Here is an 18,655-nt window from a genome sequence, read left to right as displayed (position 1 = left end):
CCGTGGGAGCAATGATGAGCGAGCAGGGCACGGTCACGCCGTCCGATAGCACGCCGCCTGACATCACCTGGTCAGATTTCGAAAAGGTGATGATCTGCGCCGGCACGGTGCAACGGGTCGAGGCGTTCCCCGAGGCGCGCAAGCCGGCATGGAAACTGTGGGTGGACTTCGGTCCCCACGGGGTGCGCAAGACCAGCGCGCAGATCAAGGATCTCTACGCCGCCGAAGACCTCGTCGGACGGCAGATAGTCGGCGTGATCAACTTCCCGCCCAAGCAGGTCGGGCCGTTCGTGTCGGAGTTCCTGCTGACAGGATTTCCCACCGCGGACGGCGTGGTGGTCACCGCGATCGAACGATCCGTGCCGAACGGGACACGCCTGGCCTGAAGCGCCGGCAGAACGAAAAACGGGCAGCCATCGGGCTGCCCGTTTCGTTTTTCCAGCGCCCGGGAACTCAGAGCGCTTCGAAGATGCCCGCCGCGCCCATGCCGGTGCCGATGCACATGGTCACCATGCCGTACTTGAGCTGGCGACGACGCAGGCCGTGCACGATGGTCGCGGTGCGGATCGCACCGGTGGCGCCGAGCGGGTGGCCGAGCGCGATCGCGCCGCCGAGCGGATTGACCTTGGACGGGTCCAGGCCGGAATCGCGGATCACGGCCAGCGCCTGCGCGGCGAAGGCTTCGTTGAGTTCGATCCAGTCCAGCTGGTCCTTGCTCAGGCCGGCCTGCTTGAGCGCCTTGGGGATCGCCGCGATCGGGCCGATACCCATCACTTCCGGGCGCACGCCGGCGACCGAGAAGCTGACGAAGCGCGCCAGCGGGGTCAGGCCGTAGTCCTTGATCGCCTGCTCGGAGGCGAGCAGCACCGCACCGGCGCCGTCGCTCATCTGCGAGCTGTTGCCGGCAGTGACGCTGCCGCCGAACTGGGCGTTGCGGAACACCGGGCGCAGCTTGCCCAGGCCTTCGATCGAGGTGTCCGGACGTGGGCCTTCATCGATCTCGACGATCGACGTCCTGACCCGGATGGCATTGCCGCCGAGATCGGGAATGCGCGAGATCACTTCATACGGGCTGATCTCGGACTTGAACTCGCCGGCCTGGATCGCCGCGATGGCCTTCTGGTGCGAGGCCAGGGCGAACGCGTCCTGGTCTTCGCGCGAGACCTTCCACTCCTCGGCGACCTTTTCGGCGGTGATGCCCATGCCGTAGGCAATGGCGACGTTCTCGTCCTTGGCGAACACCTGCGGGCTCAGGGCGACCTTGTTGCCCATCATCGGCACCATCGACATCGACTCGGTACCGCCGGCCAGCATCAGGTCGGAGTTGCCGAGACGGATCTGGTCGGCCGCCATCGCCACGGCCTGCAGGCCCGACGAGCAGAAGCGGTTGATGGTCTGCGCGGCGATGGTGTTGGGCAGGCCGGCCAGCAGCGCGCCGATGCGCGCCACGTTCATGCCTTGCTCGCCCTCGGGCATGGCGCAGCCGATGATCGCGTCATCGATGCGGCCCAGGTCGATGCCCGGTGCCTGCGCCACGACCGAGCGCAGCACGTGGGCGAGCATTTCGTCGGGACGGGTGTTGCGGAAGACGCCGCGCGGTGCCTTGCCGACCGGAGTACGGGTGGCGGCGACAATGTAGGCGTCCTGGATCTGCTTGGTCATTTCGATATGTCCTGTGTCGTCGTCGCTTAGTTGCGCAGCGGCTTGCCGGTCTTGAGCATGTGCGCGATGCGCTCCTGCGTCTTGGGCATCTGCGCCAGTGCGACGAAATGCTCGCGCTCGAGCTTGAGCAGCCATTCCTCGTCGACCAGCGCACCACGGTCCACCTCGCCGCCGCACATCACCGTGGCGATGCGGGTTGCGATCTCGTAGTCGTGCGGCGAGATGAAACGGCCTTCCAGCATGTTGACCAGCATCATCTTGAACGTGGCGATGCCGACGTCGCCGGCGACCTGTATGCGGCGGGCGGGCAGGGGCGGGCGGTAGCCGGATTCGGCCAGCGCGCGTGCCTGCTCACGTGCCACGTGCAGCAGCTCGAAGGCGTTGAAGACGACGCTGTCGGTGTTGCGGGCGAGCTTGAGTTCGCGGGCTTCGAAGGCCGAGGTCGAGACCTTGCCCATGGCCACGCTCTCGAACGCGGTCTTGAGCTGGGCGAAGACATCGCCGCCCGGACCTGCGGCTTCGGAGGCGCGCACGGCGAACTCCTTCAGGCCCCCACCGGCCGGCAGCAGGCCGACGCCGGCTTCGACCAGGCCGATGTAGCTTTCCAGCGAGAACACGCTGTGGGCCGCATGCATCTGGAACTCGCAGCCGCCGCCCAGCGCCAGGCCGCGCACGGCGGCAACCACCGGCACCAGCGAGTACTTGATGCGCTGGCTGGTGGCCTGGAAGTTGGCGACCATCGCCTCGAAGCCCTTGACGTCACCGGCCTGCAGCAGGCCCAGCGCTCCGGCCAGGTCGGCGCCGGCGGAGAAGGGTTCCTTCGGCTGCCAGATCACCAGGCCGGCGAAGTCGCGCTCGGCGATGCCGATGGCTTCCTGCAGGCCATTGAGGACGAAATCGTTGACCGTGTGCATCTTGGTCTTGAAGCCGACCACGGCGATGTCGTCGCCCTCGTCGGCCCACATGCGGATGCCTTCGTTCTCGAAGACCGTGCGGCCCTGCGAGAACTTCTCGCCGAGCAGCGGATCGGGGAAGCGCTGGCGCGCGTACACCGGATTGGAGGAGCGAGGCACATTGGCGCTGCGGGCCGGGCTGAAGCTGCCGTCGGCGCCATGCACGCCGTCGCGGCCATCGAACACCCAGTTCGGCAGCGGTGCGCTGCTCATCGCCTTGCCGGCGACGATGTCCTCGGCGATCCAGTCGGCGACCTGCTTCCAGCCTGAGGCCTGCCAGGTCTCGAACGGGCCGAGCGACCAGCCGTAACCCCAGCGCATGGCGAAGTCGATGTCGCGCGCGGTGTCGGCGATCGATTCGAGATGGAACGCGCTGTAGTGGAAGGTGTCGCGGAAGATCGCCCACAGGAACTGCGCCTGCGGATGCGCGCTGGCGCGCAGCGCGGCGAACTTCTTCGCCGGGTCCTTTTCCTTGAGCAGGCCGGCCACTTCCGGGTCGAGCTCACCGGCCGAGGCGCGGTAATCCTGCGCCTTCAGGTCGAGAACCAGGATGTCCTTGCCGCGCTTGGTGTACACGCCGGCGCCGCTCTTCTGGCCCAGTGCGCCCTTCTCGATCAGCGCCGCCAACCACTTGGGCGCCTTGAAGTAGCTGTGCCACGGGTCTTCCGGCAGCGTGTCGGCCATGGTCTTGATGACGTGGGCCATCGTGTCCAGGCCGACCACGTCGGCGGTGCGGAACGTCGCCGACTTGGGCCGGCCGATGGCCGGGCCGGTCAGCGCGTCGACGGTGTCGAAGCCCAGGCCGAATTGCTCGGTGTGGTGCATGCCGGCCAGCATCGAGAACACGCCGATGCGGTTGCCGATGAAGTTCGGGGTGTCCTTGGCGATCACCACGCCCTTGCCCAGGGTGGTGGTCAGGAAGGTTTCCAGCGACTCGAGCACCTCGTCGTCGGTGGTCCTGGCCGGAATGAGTTCGGCCAGGTGCATGTAGCGCGGCGGATTGAAGAAGTGCACGCCGCAGAAGCGGTGGCGCAGCTGCTCGGGCAGCACTTCGGCCAGCTTGTTGATGCCCAGGCCCGAGGTGTTGCTGGCCAGCACGGTGTGCGCGGCCACGAACGGGGCGATCTTCTTGTACAGGTCCTGCTTCCAGTCCATCCGTTCGGCGATGGCCTCGATGATCAGGTCGCAGCCGCGCAGCTGCTCCAGTCCGGTCTCGTAGTTGGCCGCGGTGATGCGCTCGGCCAACGGCTTGCTGGCGAGCGGGGCGGGGCTGAGCTTGCCGAGATTGGCGATGGCCTTGGCGACGACGCCATTGGGGTCGCCCTCCTTGGCCGGCAGGTCGAACAGCACCGTGTCGACACCGGCATTGGTCAGGTGCGCAGCGATCTGCGCGCCCATGACACCGGCGCCGAGGACGGCCACGCGGCGTACAAGCAGTTTCTTAGACATGTTGTGCAAATCCTTGTTTATACAAGACTTAGTGCTTACGGCTTGAAAACTCTGGTGATCAACGCTTCGGTTCGACCTTGAATCCGGCCGCGGCGAAGTGGATCAGTTCACGTGCTGCCCGCTCACGATGCGCCGCCTCGGTGACACCGGCGGGACGCTTGATCAGGCCGAAGTCCGCCATGGCATAGGTCAGGGCGCCGGCCAGGAAGTCCAGGCGCCAGTAGAGCTCTTCCTTGCTCAGGCCCGGCACGCAGACGGCAATCGCCTTGCCGAATTCGCGCAGGACGTGGCCGTAGTGATCGGACAGGAACTTGCGCAGGCGGTCGTTCTTTTCCGCGTACGCGCGGGCGACGACACGGACGAACGCGCCGCCGCCGTGGCGGTCCTGGGCCATGGCCAGGGCCGGCTGCACGAAGGCGGCCAGAATCGGCTCCAGCTCGCCCGGGTGCTGTTCGATGGCGATCTTGAGGGCGCCAAGGCGCTGCGCGCTCATGTCGTCCATGCGGCGGCGGAAGACCTCGTTGACCAGGTTCTCCTTGCTGCCGAAGTGGTAGTTGACCGCGGCGATATTCACGTCGGCGCGGCTGGTGACCTGGCGCAGCGAGGTCCCGGTAAAGCCGAACTGGGCGAACAGTTCCTCGGCGGCGCCGAGAATGCGGTCCTTGGTGGAGAAGTGGGCGGTGGCGGCCATGGAGGGTCCTGCGAGCAGTGAAGCGACGGTCTGAATCAAACGCTTGTTTGATGCTAGTCCCGACTGCCTGAACCGTCAACGCCGAGTTCCGCCACGACGTGCAAAAGGGGGCCGTAATCCGCTAGAATTACCGGAGCCTTGTGGGCTAAACCCGCGTTCCGACGCGGGTTTTTCTGTTATCCTCGGGCGCGAACCCACGGTTCGGCTGCCCGCCTACCCGGAGAAATTCCATGGCGCTGGAGCGCACCCTTTCGATCATCAAGCCCGACGCCGTCGCCAAGAACGTCATCGGTGAGATCTACACCCGCTTCGAGAAGGCAGGCCTCAAGGTCGTCGCCGCGAAGATGAAGCACCTGTCCAGGCAGGAAGCCGAAGGCTTCTACGCCGTGCACCGCGAGCGCCCGTTCTTCAACGCGCTGGTCGAGTTCATGATCTCCGGCCCGGTGATGATCCAGGCGCTGGAAGGCGAGGGCGCAGTGCTCAAGAACCGCGACCTGATGGGCGCAACCAATCCGAAGGACGCCGCGCCGGGCACGATCCGCGCCGACTTCGCCGACAGCATCGATGCCAACGCCGTGCACGGTTCGGACAGCCTGGAGAACGCCGCGAACGAAATCGCGTATTTCTTCCCGGCCACCGGCGTCTACGGTCGCTGATAGCGACACGAGCAGGCCATGACCACGCAACGCGACACCATCGAACTCCACCTCGCTGACGCAGGCACCGCGGCGGCGACGGAGTCGGCTGTGGCCGCTGCGCCGGTTGTTGCCGGCAAGCGCGCGGTCGAGTCGGGCAAGACCAATCTGTTCGACCTCGACCGCGTCTCGCTCGAGCGGTTCTTCGAAGAATCGCTCGGCGAGAAGAAGTTCCGTGCGCACCAGGTGATGAAGTGGATCCATCACCGCTACGTCACCGACTTCAACGACATGACCGACCTGGGCAAAGCGCTCCGCGCCAAGCTCGAACAGCACGCCGTCGTGCAGGTTCCCCAGGTCGTGCTCGACAAGGCGTCCACCGACGGCACCCACAAGTGGCTGCTGGGCATGGACACCAGGAACGCCATCGAAACGGTGTTCATCCCCGACAAGGGCCGAGGCACGTTGTGCGTGTCCTCGCAGGTGGGCTGCGCGCTCAACTGCACCTTCTGCTCGACCGCGACCCAGGGCTTCAACCGCAACCTGTCGACCGCCGAGATCATCGGCCAGGTCTGGGTGGCGGCGCGTCACCTCGGCAATGTCCCGCACCAGCAGCGCAAGCTGACCAACGTGGTGATGATGGGCATGGGCGAGCCGCTGGCGAACTTCGACAACGTCGTGCGCGCGATGAGCATCATGCGCGACGATCTGGGCTATGGCCTGGCCAACAAGCGCGTGACGCTGTCGACCGCCGGCATGGTGCCGATGATCGACCGCCTGGGCGAGGAGAGCGACGTGTCGCTCGCCGTCTCGCTGCATGCGCCCAACGATGAGCTGCGCAGCGAACTGGTGCCGCTCAACAAGAAGTACCCGATCGAGCAGCTGATGGAAGCGTGCGTGCGCTATGCGCTGCGCAAGCGCGGCAGCTCGGTCACGTTCGAATACACCCTGATGAAGGGCGTCAACGACCAGCCCCAGCATGCCCGCCAGCTGCTGCGCCTGCTGCGCCAGTTCGACAACGCTGTACAGATGAAGGACGCGGCAAAGGTCAACCTGATCCCGTTCAACCCATTCCCGGGCACGCGCTACGAGCGCCCCGAAGAAGTCGCGATCCGCGCCTTCCAGAAACTGCTCAACGACGCCGGCATGATCGCGCCGGTGCGCCGCACCCGCGGTGACGACATCGATGCGGCATGTGGCCAGCTCAAAGGCCAGGTCATGGATCGCACACGTCGCCAGGCCGAATTCCGCAAGCAACTGCAGGCGCAGGGGCTGGGCGATGAAGCAGCCTGACGCCCGCAGCGAACGCTTGGCCCACGGTGGCAGGGGCTGCCGGATGCTCCGTCTGTCCCTGCTCGTGCTGGTCCTGGTCGCCACCAGTGGCTGCAGCAAGCTGACGTTCGTGCGGCAGGATTTCAGCCGCGGCGACTACGACCAGATCGCACGCAAGGTCGATGTCAGCGACGACAAGCGCGACAAGGCATCGACCACCCGGGTGCATCTCCAGCGCGCACAGGAAAAGCTGATGACCGGCGACAACGCCGGCGCCGAGCGCGAAGCGCGCCTGGCCCTCAAGATCGATCCCGCGTCGGCCGATGCCTACACCCTGCTGGGTGCGGCCGCCGAGCGCAGCGGTGCGACCGCCCAGGCCGGCGAACACTACCGCCGCGCGACCGAGCTGGCTCCGGCCAGTGGCGGCGTGCTCAACAACTACGGCGTCTGGCTGTGCGGGCAGGGCCAGGCGGCGCAGTCGCTGGCCTGGTTCGACAAGGCCCTGGCCGACACCAGCTATGCGACCCCGGCGATGGCCCTGGCCAATGCCGGCAGCTGTTCGCTCCGGGCTGGCCAGGACGCGCGCGCCGCCCGTAACCTTCGCGACGCCATTGTTTTGGACCCGACCAACCCGGTCGCCCTCGGGGCGCTGGCCGAGCTGGAGTTCCGCCAGGGGCGGGCCTTCGAGGCGCGGGCCTTCTCGGAGCGCCGCCTGGCAGCAGCACCGGCCGACAAGAGCTCGTTGTTGCTTGCGTCACAGATCGAACAAAAACTCGGCGACACGGCAGCCGCCGCAAGATACGTTCAGCGAATGAGGGCGGAGTTCCCTGAGACGCAGGGCTCCGGCATGGGGGATGACGGCAGGCGATGATGGGCACTTCTATTGACGTTGCGCCCGAAATGGGCGCCAGCTGCGGCGTGCGCCTGAAACAGGCCCGCGAGCAGGCGGGGCTGTCGCAGGAAGAAGTCGCTGCGAGCCTGAAGATTCCGGTGCGGGTGCTGCGCCAGCTCGAGTCCGGAGACCCGGACCAGCTCGGGGCGCCGGTGTTCGTGCGCGGCCAGATGCGCAGCTATGCGCGCCTGCTGGGCATCGACCTGGAAGACCAGCTGCGAAACGGCGTGGCCGCTCCGGTGGCGCCTTCGGAGCTGGTCAGCCACACCTACACCCCGCGCTACCGCCATGTCTTCGACCAGGTCACGCGTCGGGCGATCTATATCGTGCTGACGGCGGCGATCGCGGTTCCGGTCTGGCTGGCGACGCGTTCGCCGCACCAGTCCACCGTGCAGTCGCTGGAAGTTCCGGCGACGCCGGCCGGGCAGGGCGAACTGCCGTCGACGGCGCCGGCTCCGCAGGGCGTGCAGCGCACGCCGCTGATCGCGTCCATGGCGCCGCTGTCGGCGGCATCGGCGCAGACCGCGCTGTCGCTGAAGTTCAACGGCGACAGCTGGATCCAGATCATCGGCAACAACGGCACCACCCTGGAGCAGGGGCTTCTGGGTGCCGGGCAGGAGCGCAGCTACGGCGCTGGCGAGGTTTCCCGCGTCGTGCTGGGCAATTCCACCGCCGTCGAAGTGCGCCAAGCCGGCAAGACGGTCGATCTGACGCCGTTCAGCCGCGCGAACGTGGCGCGCTTTACGCTATCCTCTGACGGTTCCCTGACGCCGGTCGCTGACTGACCCGCGCGCGGGTCATCCCTCGTCACCGGTCCATGCGGGCCGGTGTTCCTCATTGGGTTCCCGCCGCAGGGCGGGGGCGACACAGCAGCTTTGGAATGGCAGCTCCCGAATGGCAATAGACGACCTTCTCGACGAACACGAACAAAGCGAGCGCGTCCTGCAATGGCTGCGCAACAACGGAGCCGGCCTGATTGGCGGCATCGTGCTCGGCCTGGCGGCAATCGGTGGCTGGAAGTGGTGGGAACATCGCGGCGAGCAGACGCAACTGGAACTTTCGAACCAGTACCAGGCGACGCTCGATGCCATCAAGGCCAAAGACAAGAACGCACCGGCCAAGGTCAAGGCGCTGGCTGACAGCACCTACCACGACCTGGCCGCGCTCGAGCTTGCCCGCTCGCAGGTAGACGCGCGCCAGAACGACGCCGCGATCGCCACGCTGCGTGCGATCAGGAGCAGCGACCCGGCCATCACCGACGTCGTCAACCAGCGCCTGGCGCGCTTGCTGATCGAAGCCAAGCAGGCCGACGCCGCGCTCAAGCTGCTGGCCAATGCCAGCAGCGCCGGGGCAATGGAAGTGCGCGGCGATGCGCAGTTCGCCCTGGGCCAGCTCGAACAGGCCCGCGCCTCGTACTCCCAGGCGCTGGCCAAGCTGGACGTCGCCTCGCAGCAGCGGCGCGTGATCGAACTCAAACTCAACCAGGCCGGCGGCGCGCCGGCCACGCCCGAGGCCAAGTCCTGATGAAGCACCGCACGATGCTGATGCGTACCTCCCTCGTGCTGCTGTGCGCGGCTTCGCTCGCGGGCTGCTCGACCGTCAAGGGCTGGTTCGGCGGTGACGACAAGAAGAAGGACGACGGCAAGCCCAATGAGCCGACTGAGCTGACCGACATCACGCCGTCGGTGACCGTGTCCAAGCTCTGGTCGGCCAACGCCGGCAAGGGCGAGGGCCGCATGGGCGTGCGCCAGGGTCCGGTCGTGGCTGACGGCCGCGTATACGCCGCCGCCATCGAAGGCGGGGTGCATGCCTTCGATCTGCAGAACGGCAAGTCGATCTGGGAATACCGCCCGGAGAAGAAGTCCGAGCTGGCCGTTTCCGGCGGCCCCGGCGTCGGCGAAGGCCTGGTCGTGGTGGGCGGACTCAACGGCGAAGTGATCGCCCTGGACGCGGCCACCGGCGAGAAGAAGTGGGAAGCGAAGGTGACCAACGAGGTCATCGCCGCACCCGCGATCGGCATGGGCACGGTGTTCGTGCGCTCCAACGATGGCCGGGTGACCGCCTTCGATGCCGCCAACGGCGAGCGTCGCTGGTTCTGGGTGCAGGAAGTGCCGATGCTGTCGGTGCGCGGCAACGACGCGCCCCAGCTGGGCCCGGGTTTCGTCTTCATCGGCAACGACGATGGTTCGGTGACGGCGCTGTCGGCCACCGACGGGCGTCCGCTGTGGGAGCAGGCAGTGGGGCAGGCCGAAGGCCGCACCGAGCTTGACCGCATGGCCGACGTCGACGGTACGCCGGTGCTGGACGGCACCACGCTGTTCGCCACGAGCTTCAAGAAGCAGACTCTGGCCATCGACGCCCCGAGCGGACGGCCGATGTGGCAGAGCGAGCATGGCGGCGCCGGCCGGATCGGCATGGGCAGCGACCGCCTGGTCGTGACCGACACCAGCGGCATCGTGTTCGGCCTGGACAAGAGCGGCGGCAGCGCCCTGTGGCAGCAGCCGGGCCTGGCGCGCCGCAACGTGACCGGTGCGGCGATCCAGGGCGATTTCGCCGTGGTTGCCGACTACGACGGTTACGTGCACTGGCTCAAGCTCGATAACGGCGAGTTCGCAGCCCGCGAACGCGTCGGCGGCAAGGCCGTACGCGCCGCACCGGTGGTGGCCGACGGCATTGCCATCGTCCAGAACGTGTCGGGCGAGCTGACCGCGTTCCGCCTGCAGTAAGGCCGGGCGCGCCACCTCGAACGCAGATCGGCCCAGCGCCCCGCGGCGCTGGGCCGTTTCCCTTTTTGTGACCGGGCAGTCATCATGCGCTGCGGCCTCCGGCCCGTGCAGCGGCTCCTTGCCCGGTTTCGACGCCCCAACCCCGGGGCGTGTCTGCCCCGAACGGGCCGATCCTGGCGGGTTTTCTGGCTGATTTTCCGGCTAATCCTGCGCCATACCCAATCCACTTCTTATCGGCTTTCGCCCATGCTTCCGCTAGTTGCCCTCGTTGGCCGCCCCAACGTCGGAAAATCGACCCTCTTCAATGCGCTCACGCGCAGTCGCGACGCCCTGGTCCATGACGAACCGGGCGTGACCCGCGATCGCCACTACGGCGTGTGCCGGCCGGAGGGCAAGCAATCGTTCGCCGTGGTCGACACCGGCGGCATCGCCGGCGTGGACGAGGGCCTGGCCGGCGCGACCGCACGCCAGGCCCGCTCCGCGGCCGAGGAAGCCGACCTGGTGTTGTTCATCGTCGACGGCCGCGAAGGCGCCTCGGCCCTGGATGACGAGATCCTGGCCTGGCTGCGCAAGAGCGCGCGACCGACCATGCTGGTGATCAACAAGATCGACGGCATCGATGCCCAGGCTGCGCGCAACGATTTCGCCCGCTATGGGTTCAGCGACGTCGTCACGGTGTCGTCGGCGCACCGCCAGGGCATCGACGAACTGATCGACGAAAGCCTCCAGCGCTTGCCGGATGTAGGGGCCGCGACCGAACTCGACACCGATCCCTCGCGCATCCGCATCGCCTTCATCGGCCGACCGAACGTCGGCAAGTCGACCCTGGTCAATCGCCTGCTTGGCGAAGAACGGATGATCGCCTCCGAAGTGCCGGGCACCACCCGCGACTCGGTGGCCATCGACATGGAGCGTGACGGTCGCCTGTACCGGCTGATCGACACGGCCGGCCTGCGCCGCAAGTCGCGCGTCGACGAGGCGGTGGAAAAGTTCTCGATCATCAAGACCCTGCAGGCGATCGAGCAGTGCCAGGTCGCGGTGATCATGCTCGACGCCGGCGAAGGCGTGACCGACCAGGATGCGAGCGTGCTCGGTTATGCGCTGGACGCCGGTCGCGCGCTCGTGGTGGCAGTGAACAAGTGGGACAACCAGACCGACTACCAGCGCCAGCAGGCCGAGCAGTTGCTCGCCCGCAAGCTTGGTTTCGTCGAGTGGGCCGAGGCGGTGCGCATCAGCGCCAAGCATGGCTCGGGCCTGCGCGAACTGTTCAAGGCGATTCACCGCGCGCACGCTTCGGCGACGCACGAATTCAGCACCAGCGAAGTCAACAAGGCGCTGGAAGTGGCGTACGAGACCAACCCGCCGCCGGTCGTGCGCGGGCATGTCCCCAAGTTGCGCTATGCCCACCCGGCGGCGAACAACCCGCCGACGTTCGTCGTGCATGGCACCCGCCTGCGCACCCTGAGCGATTCCTACAAGCGCTATCTGGAGAACTTCTTCCGCAAGCGCTTCAAGCTGGTCGGCACGCCGGTGCGTTTCGTGTTCAAGGAAGGCACGAATCCGTACGAAGGCAAGAAGAACGTCCTCAGCCAGCGCCAGGTCGTCAAGAAGCGCCGCATGATCCGGCACGTCAAGCGCGGAAAGTGACGTTCCGGCCGCGCCTGCCGGTGGTCGATGACAACGCTGCTTCCCGCCTCGCAGATCACCCTCGGCATCCTTGCCGGCGGCCGCGGCACGCGCCTGGGCGGCGTCGACAAGGCCTGGATCGAGCGTGACGGCCTGGCCCAGGTAATCCGCTGGCAACGCCGCTTCGCCGGCGAAACCTGCGCAGTGCTGGTCAGTGCCAATCGCGATGCCGCACGCTACGCCGCTGCCGGGCTGCATTGCGTCGTCGACAGGGTGGGCGGTGGTCTGGGCCCACTGGCCGGCATCGATGCGTTGGCGGCCGCCTGCGCCACGCCGTGGCTGCTGACGATTCCGGTCGACCTGGTCGGAGTCAACGAATGCCTGCTGCCAACCCTGGCTTCACACGCCGGCGCCAGCGGCGCCTTTGCCGTCGATGACGACGGCGCCCAGCCACTGGTTGCGCTGTGGTCGCTGGCGGCGCTGCGGCCGGCGGCCAGCGCCGCACTGGCGCGTGGCGATATGGCGGTGCACTCGCTGCAGGCCACGCTCGGCATGGCGGCGGTGCGACTGGACGGCGTACGCTTCGGCAACCTCAACACTCCCGACGACCTGGCTGCCGCTGGCATCACATGACCGGATTCCCGACTGGACTGCTGTTCGACGACGCACTGGCCATCGTCCGCGACGTGGCGGCGGCGCACCGCCTCGAAACCGAGACGCTGGCGCTGTCGCGAACGCATGGCCGCATCCTCGCAAGCGACATCCACGCGCCGTTGTCCTTGCCTCCCTTCGATAACAGCGCGATGGACGGATTCGCCGTTCGCCACGCCGACCTGGGTGACGGCGAGACCACGCTGCGACTGGCCGGCGAACAGTTCGCCGGTCGTTCGACGGGGCTGCAGGTCGGGCCGGGCGAATGCCTGCGCATCACCACTGGCGCACCGCTGCCGGTTGGCGCCGATGCGGTCGTCATCAAGGAGAACGCGCGCGTCGATGGCGACCGCGTGACGGTTGGCGGCGACGTCGCCCCTGGTTCCAATGTGCGCTTCGCGGGCGAGGACGTGGCCGCGGGCGACCAGGTGCTGCGCGCCGGCTCGCTGCTGACGCCCGCACGGGTTTCGCTGGCGGCATCGATGGGGCTGGCTTCGCTGCCGGTCGTGCGTCGGCCGACCGTGGCGGTGTTCAGCAGCGGCGACGAGCTGGTCGAGCCGGGCATGGCCCTGGCCCCCGGCGAGATCTACGACAGCAACCGCGAGCTGCTGATGGGGCTGCTGCGCGCCGACGGGCTCGAGCCGACGGCGTGGCCGCGCCTGCCGGACGATCCGAAGCGGGTCGAGATCGCCCTGCGCGATGCCGCCTGCGCGTTCGACATCGTGATCACCTGCGGTGCCGTTTCGGCCGGCGAAAAAGACCACATTCCGTCGGTGCTGGCGCAATTCGGCCAGACCCATTTCTGGAAGGTGCGGATGAAGCCGGGGATGCCGCTGCTGTTCGGCAGCCTCGACCAGGCGCGCGTGCTGGGCCTGCCCGGAAATCCGGTGTCGGTGTTCGCCACCTACCTTTCGTTCGGCCGGGCCCTGGTCGACGCGCTGCAGGGACGCACCGATCCGCGGCCGCTGGAGCGTGCGCAACTGCTCGGCCCGATCGACAAGGCCCATCCGCGCCGCGAGTTCATGCGGGCCCGGGTGTTCTGCGACGACCACGGCGTGCTGCGTGCGGATCCGAATCCTGCGATTGGCTCGCACCGGCTGCGCGCCGTTGCCGATTCCAATGCGCTGATCGTGATCCCGGACGGCCCGCAGCGCCTGGCGGCGGGCGAAGTGGTCGAGGTGCTGCGCTATGCGTAGTGCCCCTGCTTGCGGACAGACGGCGCGATAATGCCGGCATGAACATCGAAGAAGTCTCCCCGGCAGAGGCGCTGCGCCGCCAGCGATCGGGCGCGGTGCTGATCGACGTGCGCGAGTCGCATGAGCGCGCCGGCGGGTTTGCCGAAGGCGCCCGCGGCGTCGCCAAGGCGGATCTCGAGGCGCAGCCACAGGCAGAACTGCCCGATCCAGACGCCGACATCGTGCTCATCTGCCAATCCGGCCGGCGCTCGCTGCAGGCCGCGCAGGCGCTGCTGGAAGCGGGCTATCGGCGCGTGAGTTCGGTCGAGGGCGGCACCACGCGCTGGATCGCAGAGGGCCTGCCGCTGACCCGGCCCGAAGGCGATTTCGACTTCTACGACCGCTACTCGCGCCATCTGCGGCTGCCGGAGGTGGGCGAGGGCGGGCAGCGGCAACTGCAGGCCGCGCGCATCGCGATGGTCGGTGCGGGTGGACTGGGTTCACCGGCGGCGTACTACCTGGCTGCGGCCGGCATCGGCACGATTGTTCTGGCCGACGACGACGTGGTCGACCGCAGCAATCTGCAGCGGCAGATCCTGCACACCGAAGACCGCATCGGCGTGGCCAAGGTGGAATCGGCGCGCATCGCGCTGTCGGCGCTCAACCCGACCGTCACCATCGAGGCATTCCCCGAGCGAATCACCGCCGACAACGTCGAACGGCTGATTGCCGAGGCCGACGTCGTCATCGACGGTGCGGACAACTTTCCGGTGCGCTACCTGCTCAACGATGCCTGCGTGAAGCTGGGCAAGCCGCTGGTGTACGGCGCGGTGCACCGGTTCGAAGGCCAGGTCAGCGTCTTCGACGCCGGCCGCCACCGTGGCCAGGCGCCGTGCTATCGCTGCCTGTTCCCCGAGCCGCCCCCGCCGGAGGCTGCGCCCAACTGCGCCGAGGCCGGCGTGCTTGGCGTGCTGCCGGGCGTGATCGGCATGCTGCAGGCGACCGAGGCGATCAAGCTGGTGCTGGGCCTGGGCGATTCCCTGGCCGGGCGCCTGCTGGGCTTCGACGCACTGGCGATGAAGTTCCGCGAGACGCGTTTGTCGGCGGATCCGCAGTGCCCGGTCTGCGCGGCAGGACGCGAGTTCCCGGGCTACATCGACTACGTGCAGTTCTGCGCCGGGTGATGCGCTACAGCATGAACTTCTGCAGCGCCTGCTCGAATCCCGGGTCGGTGCCGATGGTGTTGTGATCGGCCTTGGGCAGGTCGATCACCTGCGGCGGACGGCCCAGCGATCCGATCAGGCGATTGGTGCTGGAGGCCGGGATCACCTGGTCGCGGCCGGCGCGGATCACCATCACCGGGCCCTGGTAGCCGTGCAGGTAACCGGCCGAGTCGAACCGGTCCTTCACGATCCAGCGAATCGGAAACATCCGGTAATGCGCCTGTGCGACCGCCGCCAGGCTGTCGAACGGCGCCACCAGCACCAGCCGGGACACGGGCCGCCTGGACGCCACGTAGCTCGCCACGCCGCTGCCGAGACTGGAGCCGATCACGCTGACGGCCTCGCCCGGATGGCGTGCCTGCACGTCATCGAACACGGCCAGCGCGTCGGCGAACAGGGCCGTTTCGCTCGGCGCACCCTCGTTGGCGCCGTAGCCGCGATAGGCGACCAGATAGATGCTGCGCCCCGGCAGCACGCGTCCGAGTTGTTCGCGCCGGTTTTCCACGCGCTCGGCGTTGCCGCCGAAATAGATCACCGGCTCGTGCCGGGCCGGGTTGACCACCCAGCCGCGCAGGCGGACGCCGTCGCGCTCGATGGCGAAGTCGGTCTGCGCCGCGTCGACGCGGGTGTCCTGCGGCAGGTAGATCAGTTCGCGCTGCTTGGCGAACAGCCAGGCGCAGATGCCGGCGTAGCCCAGGATCGGCAGTGCGGCCCAGCCGAGCAGCTGTTTGCGCATGCTCAGCCCTCGTGCCTGCGCCGCGCCGCTTCGAACGCGGCGAGCTGTTCGGGGGTGGCGTCCTTCTGGTGCTCGGCCTTCCATTGCGCGAAGGGCATGCCGTACACCGCTTCACGCGCCTCGTCGCGGGTCATGGTGATGCCGCGATGCTCGGCGGCATCGCGGTACCAGTCGGACAGGCAATTGCGGCAGAAGCCGGCCTGGATCATCAGGTCGATGTTCTGCACGTCGGTACGCTCGACCATCAGATGCTGGAGCAGGCGCCGGAAGGCCGCGGCTTCGATCTGGGTGGTTTCGAAATCGGTGTCGGTCATGGGGGTCTCCGTTGCGGGCGGAGCAGGGCAGTGGGGGGGTGTCGAATGGGTGCGGGTCGAACAGGCGCGCCTCGAACAAGCGCGCCTCGAATAAGCACGCGTCGAATAGGCGATAATGCGCGGCCTCGACTGTAACCCAGCGACCGCATGACCGCCTCGACATCCACTGCCCGCATCCTCGACGGCAAGCGCATTGCCGACGACCTGCTCGACAACCTCAAGGCCCAGGTCGACGCGCGCGTCGCCGCCGGCAAGTCGCGCCCGGGCCTGGCGGTGGTGCTGGTCGGCAACGATCCCGCGTCCAGCGTCTATGTCCGCAACAAACGCCGTGCCGCGGAAAAAGTGGGCATCCGTGCGATCGACTACGACCTGCCGGCCGACACCGGCAACGACGAACTGCTGGCCCTGATCGACCGGCTCAACGCCGATCCGGAGGTCCACGGCATCCTCGTGCAACTGCCGCTGCCCGACCGCCGCGACGCTACCGGGCTGATCCACCGGATCGATCCACGCAAGGATGTCGATGGCTTTCATCCGGAGAACGTCGGTCACCTGGCCTTGCGCCAGTTTGGCCTTCGCCCGTGTACGCCGCGTGGAATCACCACGCTGCTGGCCTACACCGACAAGGCCGTGCGCGGCCAGAGCGCGACGATCGTGGGCGTGTCCAACCACGTCGGCCGGCCGATGGCGCTGGAACTGCTGATCGCCGGCTGCACGGTCACCAGCTGCCACAAGTTCACCCCGCCCGACGTGCTCGAAGCTTCGATCCGCAACGCCGACATCCTCGTGGTCGCCGTCGGCCGCCCGGGCCTGATCCCGGGAGAGTGGGTCAAGCCGGGCGCGGTGGTGATCGACGTCGGCATCAACCGCCTCGATGACGGCCGCCTGGTCGGCGACGTCGGTTTCGCCGCCGCGGCTGAACGCGCCAGCTGGATCACGCCGGTCCCGGGCGGAGTCGGACCCATGACCGTGGCCACGCTGATGCAGAACACGCTGGAAGCGGCGGAGGCGGCCGATTCGGGTCGCGGCTGGTCACCGGTGTCTTGAAGCCCGGAATCTGAGTCGACCACAGCGTTCCAGCCGCGATGTGCGCATTAAGGTGGCCTTCCGGGTTACAATTCATTGCTTCATCCTCCCGGCCCCTGCCCATGCTGCGCATCCAGGCTGAAGCACTGACCTACGACGACGTCTCCCTCGTCCCGGCCCATTCGGTCGTCCTGCCCAAGGACGTCTCGCTCACGACCCGCCTCACCCGCGACCTCAACATCCGTCTGCCAATCCTGTCGGCGGCGATGGACACGGTCAGCGAAGCACGCCTGGCCGTTGCGATGGCCCAGCTGGGCGGCATCAGCATCGTCCACAAGAACATGAGCGTGCAGGCGCAGGCCTCGCAGATCGCCTCGGTCAAGAAGTTCGAGGCCGGCGTGATCAAGGAGCCGTTCACCGTCGGCCCCGACACCACGATCGCCGAAGTGCTCAAGCTCACCCGCGCCCGCAACATCTCCGGCGTGCCGGTGGTGGAAGGCGGCCATCTGCTCGGCATCGTGACCAGTCGCGACATGCGCTTCGAGAAGAAGCTCGACGATCCGGTCCGCCACATCATGACCAAGAAGGACCGCCTCATCACGGTGCGCGAAGGCGCCACCGACGAGGAAGTCCTGAACCTGCTGCACAAGCACCGCATCGAAAAGGTGCTGGTGGTCAACGACGGCTTCGAGCTGCGCGGGCTGATCACCGTCAAGGACATCCAGAAGAAGTCCGACAACCCCAATGCCGCCTACGACAGCAGCGAACGCCTGCTGGTCGGTGCCGCGGTAGGCGTCGGTGGCGACACCGAGGCGCGCATTGAAGCGCTCGCTGCCGCTGGCGTCGACGTGGTCGTGGTCGATACCGCGCACGGCCATTCGCAAGGCGTGCTCGACCGGGTCAAGTGGGTGAAGAAGAACTTCCCGCAGCTGCAGGTCATCGGCGGCAATATCGTCACCGGCGATGCGGCTCTGGCGCTGATGGACAACGGTGCGGACGCGGTCAAGGTTGGCGTTGGCCCGGGCTCGATCTGCACCACGCGCATTGTCGCTGGCGTCGGCGTACCGCAGATCACCGCCGTGGCGATGGTGGCCGAGGCGCTGCAGGACCGCATCCCGCTGATCGCCGACGGTGGCATCCGCTACTCGGGCGACATCGGCAAGGCGCTGGTCGCCGGTGCCTCCACCGTGATGGTCGGCGGCCTGTTCGCCGGCACCGAGGAAGCGCCGGGCGAAGTCGAGCTGTTCCAGGGCCGCAGCTACAAGAGCTACCGCGGCATGGGCAGCATCGGCGCGATGGAGCAGGGCTCCAAGGATCGCTATTTCCAGGACGCTTCGGACGCCGACAAGCTGGTGCCGGAAGGCATCGAAGGTCGCGTGCCGTACCGCGGCCCGCTGCGCAACGTCGTCCATCAGCTCGCCGGCGGCCTGCGCGCGACGATGGGTTATGTCGGCTGCGCGACGATCGAGGACATGCGCAAGAAGCCCAGCTTCGTGCGGATCACCAATGCCGGTGCGCGCGAGAGCCACGTGCACGACGTGCAGATCACCAAGGAACCGCCGAACTACCGCGCTGGGTGATTCCGGCGCCGTCCGGCGTTTGTTGTTACTGCCGCAGTAGACCG

General features: G+C 67.5%; 18 protein-coding genes. 13 read left to right on the top strand and 5 right to left on the bottom strand.

All coding sequences use genetic code 11. From position 1 onward, the window contains the following. Nucleotides 1–14: 14 nt before the first annotated feature. On the top strand, nt 15–386 hold the full coding sequence (locus AC1DER_RS01850; RefSeq protein ID WP_477243959.1) for a tRNA-binding protein: 372 nt from the start codon (nt 15–17) through the stop codon (nt 384–386). Nucleotides 387–453: 67 nt separating this feature from the next. Here AC1DER_RS01850 and AC1DER_RS01845 read toward each other — a convergent pair whose 3' ends face one another. The 3 genes from AC1DER_RS01845 to AC1DER_RS01835 are packed head-to-tail and all read right to left on the bottom strand — an operon-like array spanning nt 454 to nt 4,755. Beyond that, nucleotides 454–1,662: an acetyl-CoA C-acyltransferase gene (locus AC1DER_RS01845; protein ID WP_441816205.1), complete on the bottom strand. Its 1,209-nt coding sequence runs from the start codon at nt 1,660–1,662 to the stop codon at nt 454–456. A gap of 26 nt (nt 1,663–1,688) precedes the next feature. Continuing rightward, nucleotides 1,689–4,064, bottom strand: a complete 2,376-nt coding sequence (locus AC1DER_RS01840) for a 3-hydroxyacyl-CoA dehydrogenase/enoyl-CoA hydratase family protein (protein ID WP_477243957.1) — start codon at nt 4,062–4,064, stop codon at nt 1,689–1,691. Between the two features lie 58 nt (nt 4,065–4,122). Continuing rightward, the gene (locus AC1DER_RS01835) at nt 4,123–4,755 is read right to left on the bottom strand and encodes a TetR/AcrR family transcriptional regulator (RefSeq protein ID WP_441816207.1); all 633 of its coding nucleotides are present in this window, start codon (nt 4,753–4,755) and stop codon (nt 4,123–4,125) included. A 230-nt stretch (nt 4,756–4,985) separates the two neighbouring features. Between AC1DER_RS01835 and ndk the strand changes: the two genes are divergently transcribed. From ndk to moeB, 10 genes are all read left to right on the top strand, one after another. After that, nucleotides 4,986–5,411 carry a nucleoside-diphosphate kinase gene (gene ndk / locus AC1DER_RS01830; protein WP_477243955.1) on the top strand — a complete coding sequence of 142 codons (426 nt, stop codon included), beginning with the start codon at nt 4,986–4,988 and terminating at the stop codon, nt 5,409–5,411. An 18-nt stretch (nt 5,412–5,429) separates the two neighbouring features. After that, nucleotides 5,430–6,683: a dual-specificity RNA methyltransferase RlmN gene (gene rlmN / locus AC1DER_RS01825; RefSeq protein WP_477243953.1), complete on the top strand. Its 1,254-nt coding sequence runs from the start codon at nt 5,430–5,432 to the stop codon at nt 6,681–6,683. A gap of 43 nt (nt 6,684–6,726) precedes the next feature. After that, a complete protein-coding gene (pilW, locus tag AC1DER_RS01820; protein WP_477243951.1) occupies nt 6,727–7,533 on the top strand; it encodes a type IV pilus biogenesis/stability protein PilW in 807 nt (268 codons plus the stop codon). Next, nucleotides 7,533–8,339 carry a RodZ domain-containing protein gene (locus AC1DER_RS01815; protein WP_477243949.1) on the top strand — a complete coding sequence of 269 codons (807 nt, stop codon included), beginning with the start codon at nt 7,533–7,535 and terminating at the stop codon, nt 8,337–8,339. Before pilW ends, AC1DER_RS01815 begins: the two co-directional genes overlap by 1 nt. Before the next feature lie 109 nt (nt 8,340–8,448). Then, nucleotides 8,449–9,078, top strand: a complete 630-nt coding sequence (locus AC1DER_RS01810; protein WP_441816212.1) for a YfgM family protein — start codon at nt 8,449–8,451, stop codon at nt 9,076–9,078. Further along, a complete protein-coding gene (gene bamB, locus AC1DER_RS01805) occupies nt 9,078–10,280 on the top strand; it encodes an outer membrane protein assembly factor BamB (RefSeq protein ID WP_441816213.1) in 1,203 nt (400 codons plus the stop codon). Before AC1DER_RS01810 ends, bamB begins: the two co-directional genes overlap by 1 nt. A 246-nt stretch (nt 10,281–10,526) precedes the next feature. After that, the gene (der, locus tag AC1DER_RS01800) at nt 10,527–11,927 is read left to right on the top strand and encodes a ribosome biogenesis GTPase Der (protein WP_477243946.1); all 1,401 of its coding nucleotides are present in this window, start codon (nt 10,527–10,529) and stop codon (nt 11,925–11,927) included. Between the two features lie 27 nt (nt 11,928–11,954). Beyond that, nucleotides 11,955–12,539, top strand: coding sequence for a molybdenum cofactor guanylyltransferase (gene mobA / locus AC1DER_RS01795; RefSeq protein ID WP_477357598.1), 585 nt, complete (start codon nt 11,955–11,957; stop codon nt 12,537–12,539). Further along, on the top strand, nt 12,536–13,753 hold the full coding sequence (locus AC1DER_RS01790; RefSeq protein ID WP_477243943.1) for a molybdopterin molybdotransferase MoeA: 1,218 nt from the start codon (nt 12,536–12,538) through the stop codon (nt 13,751–13,753). Before mobA ends, AC1DER_RS01790 begins: the two co-directional genes overlap by 4 nt. Then, nucleotides 13,753–14,916 carry a molybdopterin-synthase adenylyltransferase MoeB gene (gene moeB, locus AC1DER_RS01785; RefSeq protein ID WP_477243941.1) on the top strand — a complete coding sequence of 388 codons (1,164 nt, stop codon included), beginning with the start codon at nt 13,753–13,755 and terminating at the stop codon, nt 14,914–14,916. Before AC1DER_RS01790 ends, moeB begins: the two co-directional genes overlap by 1 nt. Nucleotides 14,917–14,920: 4 nt before the next feature. On the opposite strand, the gene AC1DER_RS01780 is transcribed toward moeB, so the two are convergent. After that, nucleotides 14,921–15,691, bottom strand: coding sequence for an alpha/beta hydrolase (locus tag AC1DER_RS01780; protein ID WP_441816218.1), 771 nt, complete (start codon nt 15,689–15,691; stop codon nt 14,921–14,923). A 2-nt stretch (nt 15,692–15,693) separates the two neighbouring features. Then, complete coding sequence (locus AC1DER_RS01775) at nt 15,694–16,005, bottom strand: DUF1244 domain-containing protein (protein WP_441816219.1); 312 nt, start codon at nt 16,003–16,005, stop codon at nt 15,694–15,696. Nucleotides 16,006–16,152: 147 nt separating this feature from the next. Here AC1DER_RS01775 and folD point away from each other — a divergent pair, with 147 nt between their 5' ends. After that, a complete protein-coding gene (folD, locus tag AC1DER_RS01770; RefSeq protein WP_477243938.1) occupies nt 16,153–17,052 on the top strand; it encodes a bifunctional methylenetetrahydrofolate dehydrogenase/methenyltetrahydrofolate cyclohydrolase FolD in 900 nt (299 codons plus the stop codon). 101 nt (nt 17,053–17,153) lie between these two features. Further along, entirely contained in the window at nt 17,154–18,611 is a 1,458-nt protein-coding gene (gene guaB / locus AC1DER_RS01765; RefSeq protein ID WP_477243936.1) for an IMP dehydrogenase, read from the top strand. Nucleotides 18,612–18,655: the final 44 nt, after the last annotated feature.

The organism is Lysobacter sp. 05T417 (assembly GCF_056396405.1).
This window is presented reverse-complemented; position numbering and strand designations above follow the sequence as displayed.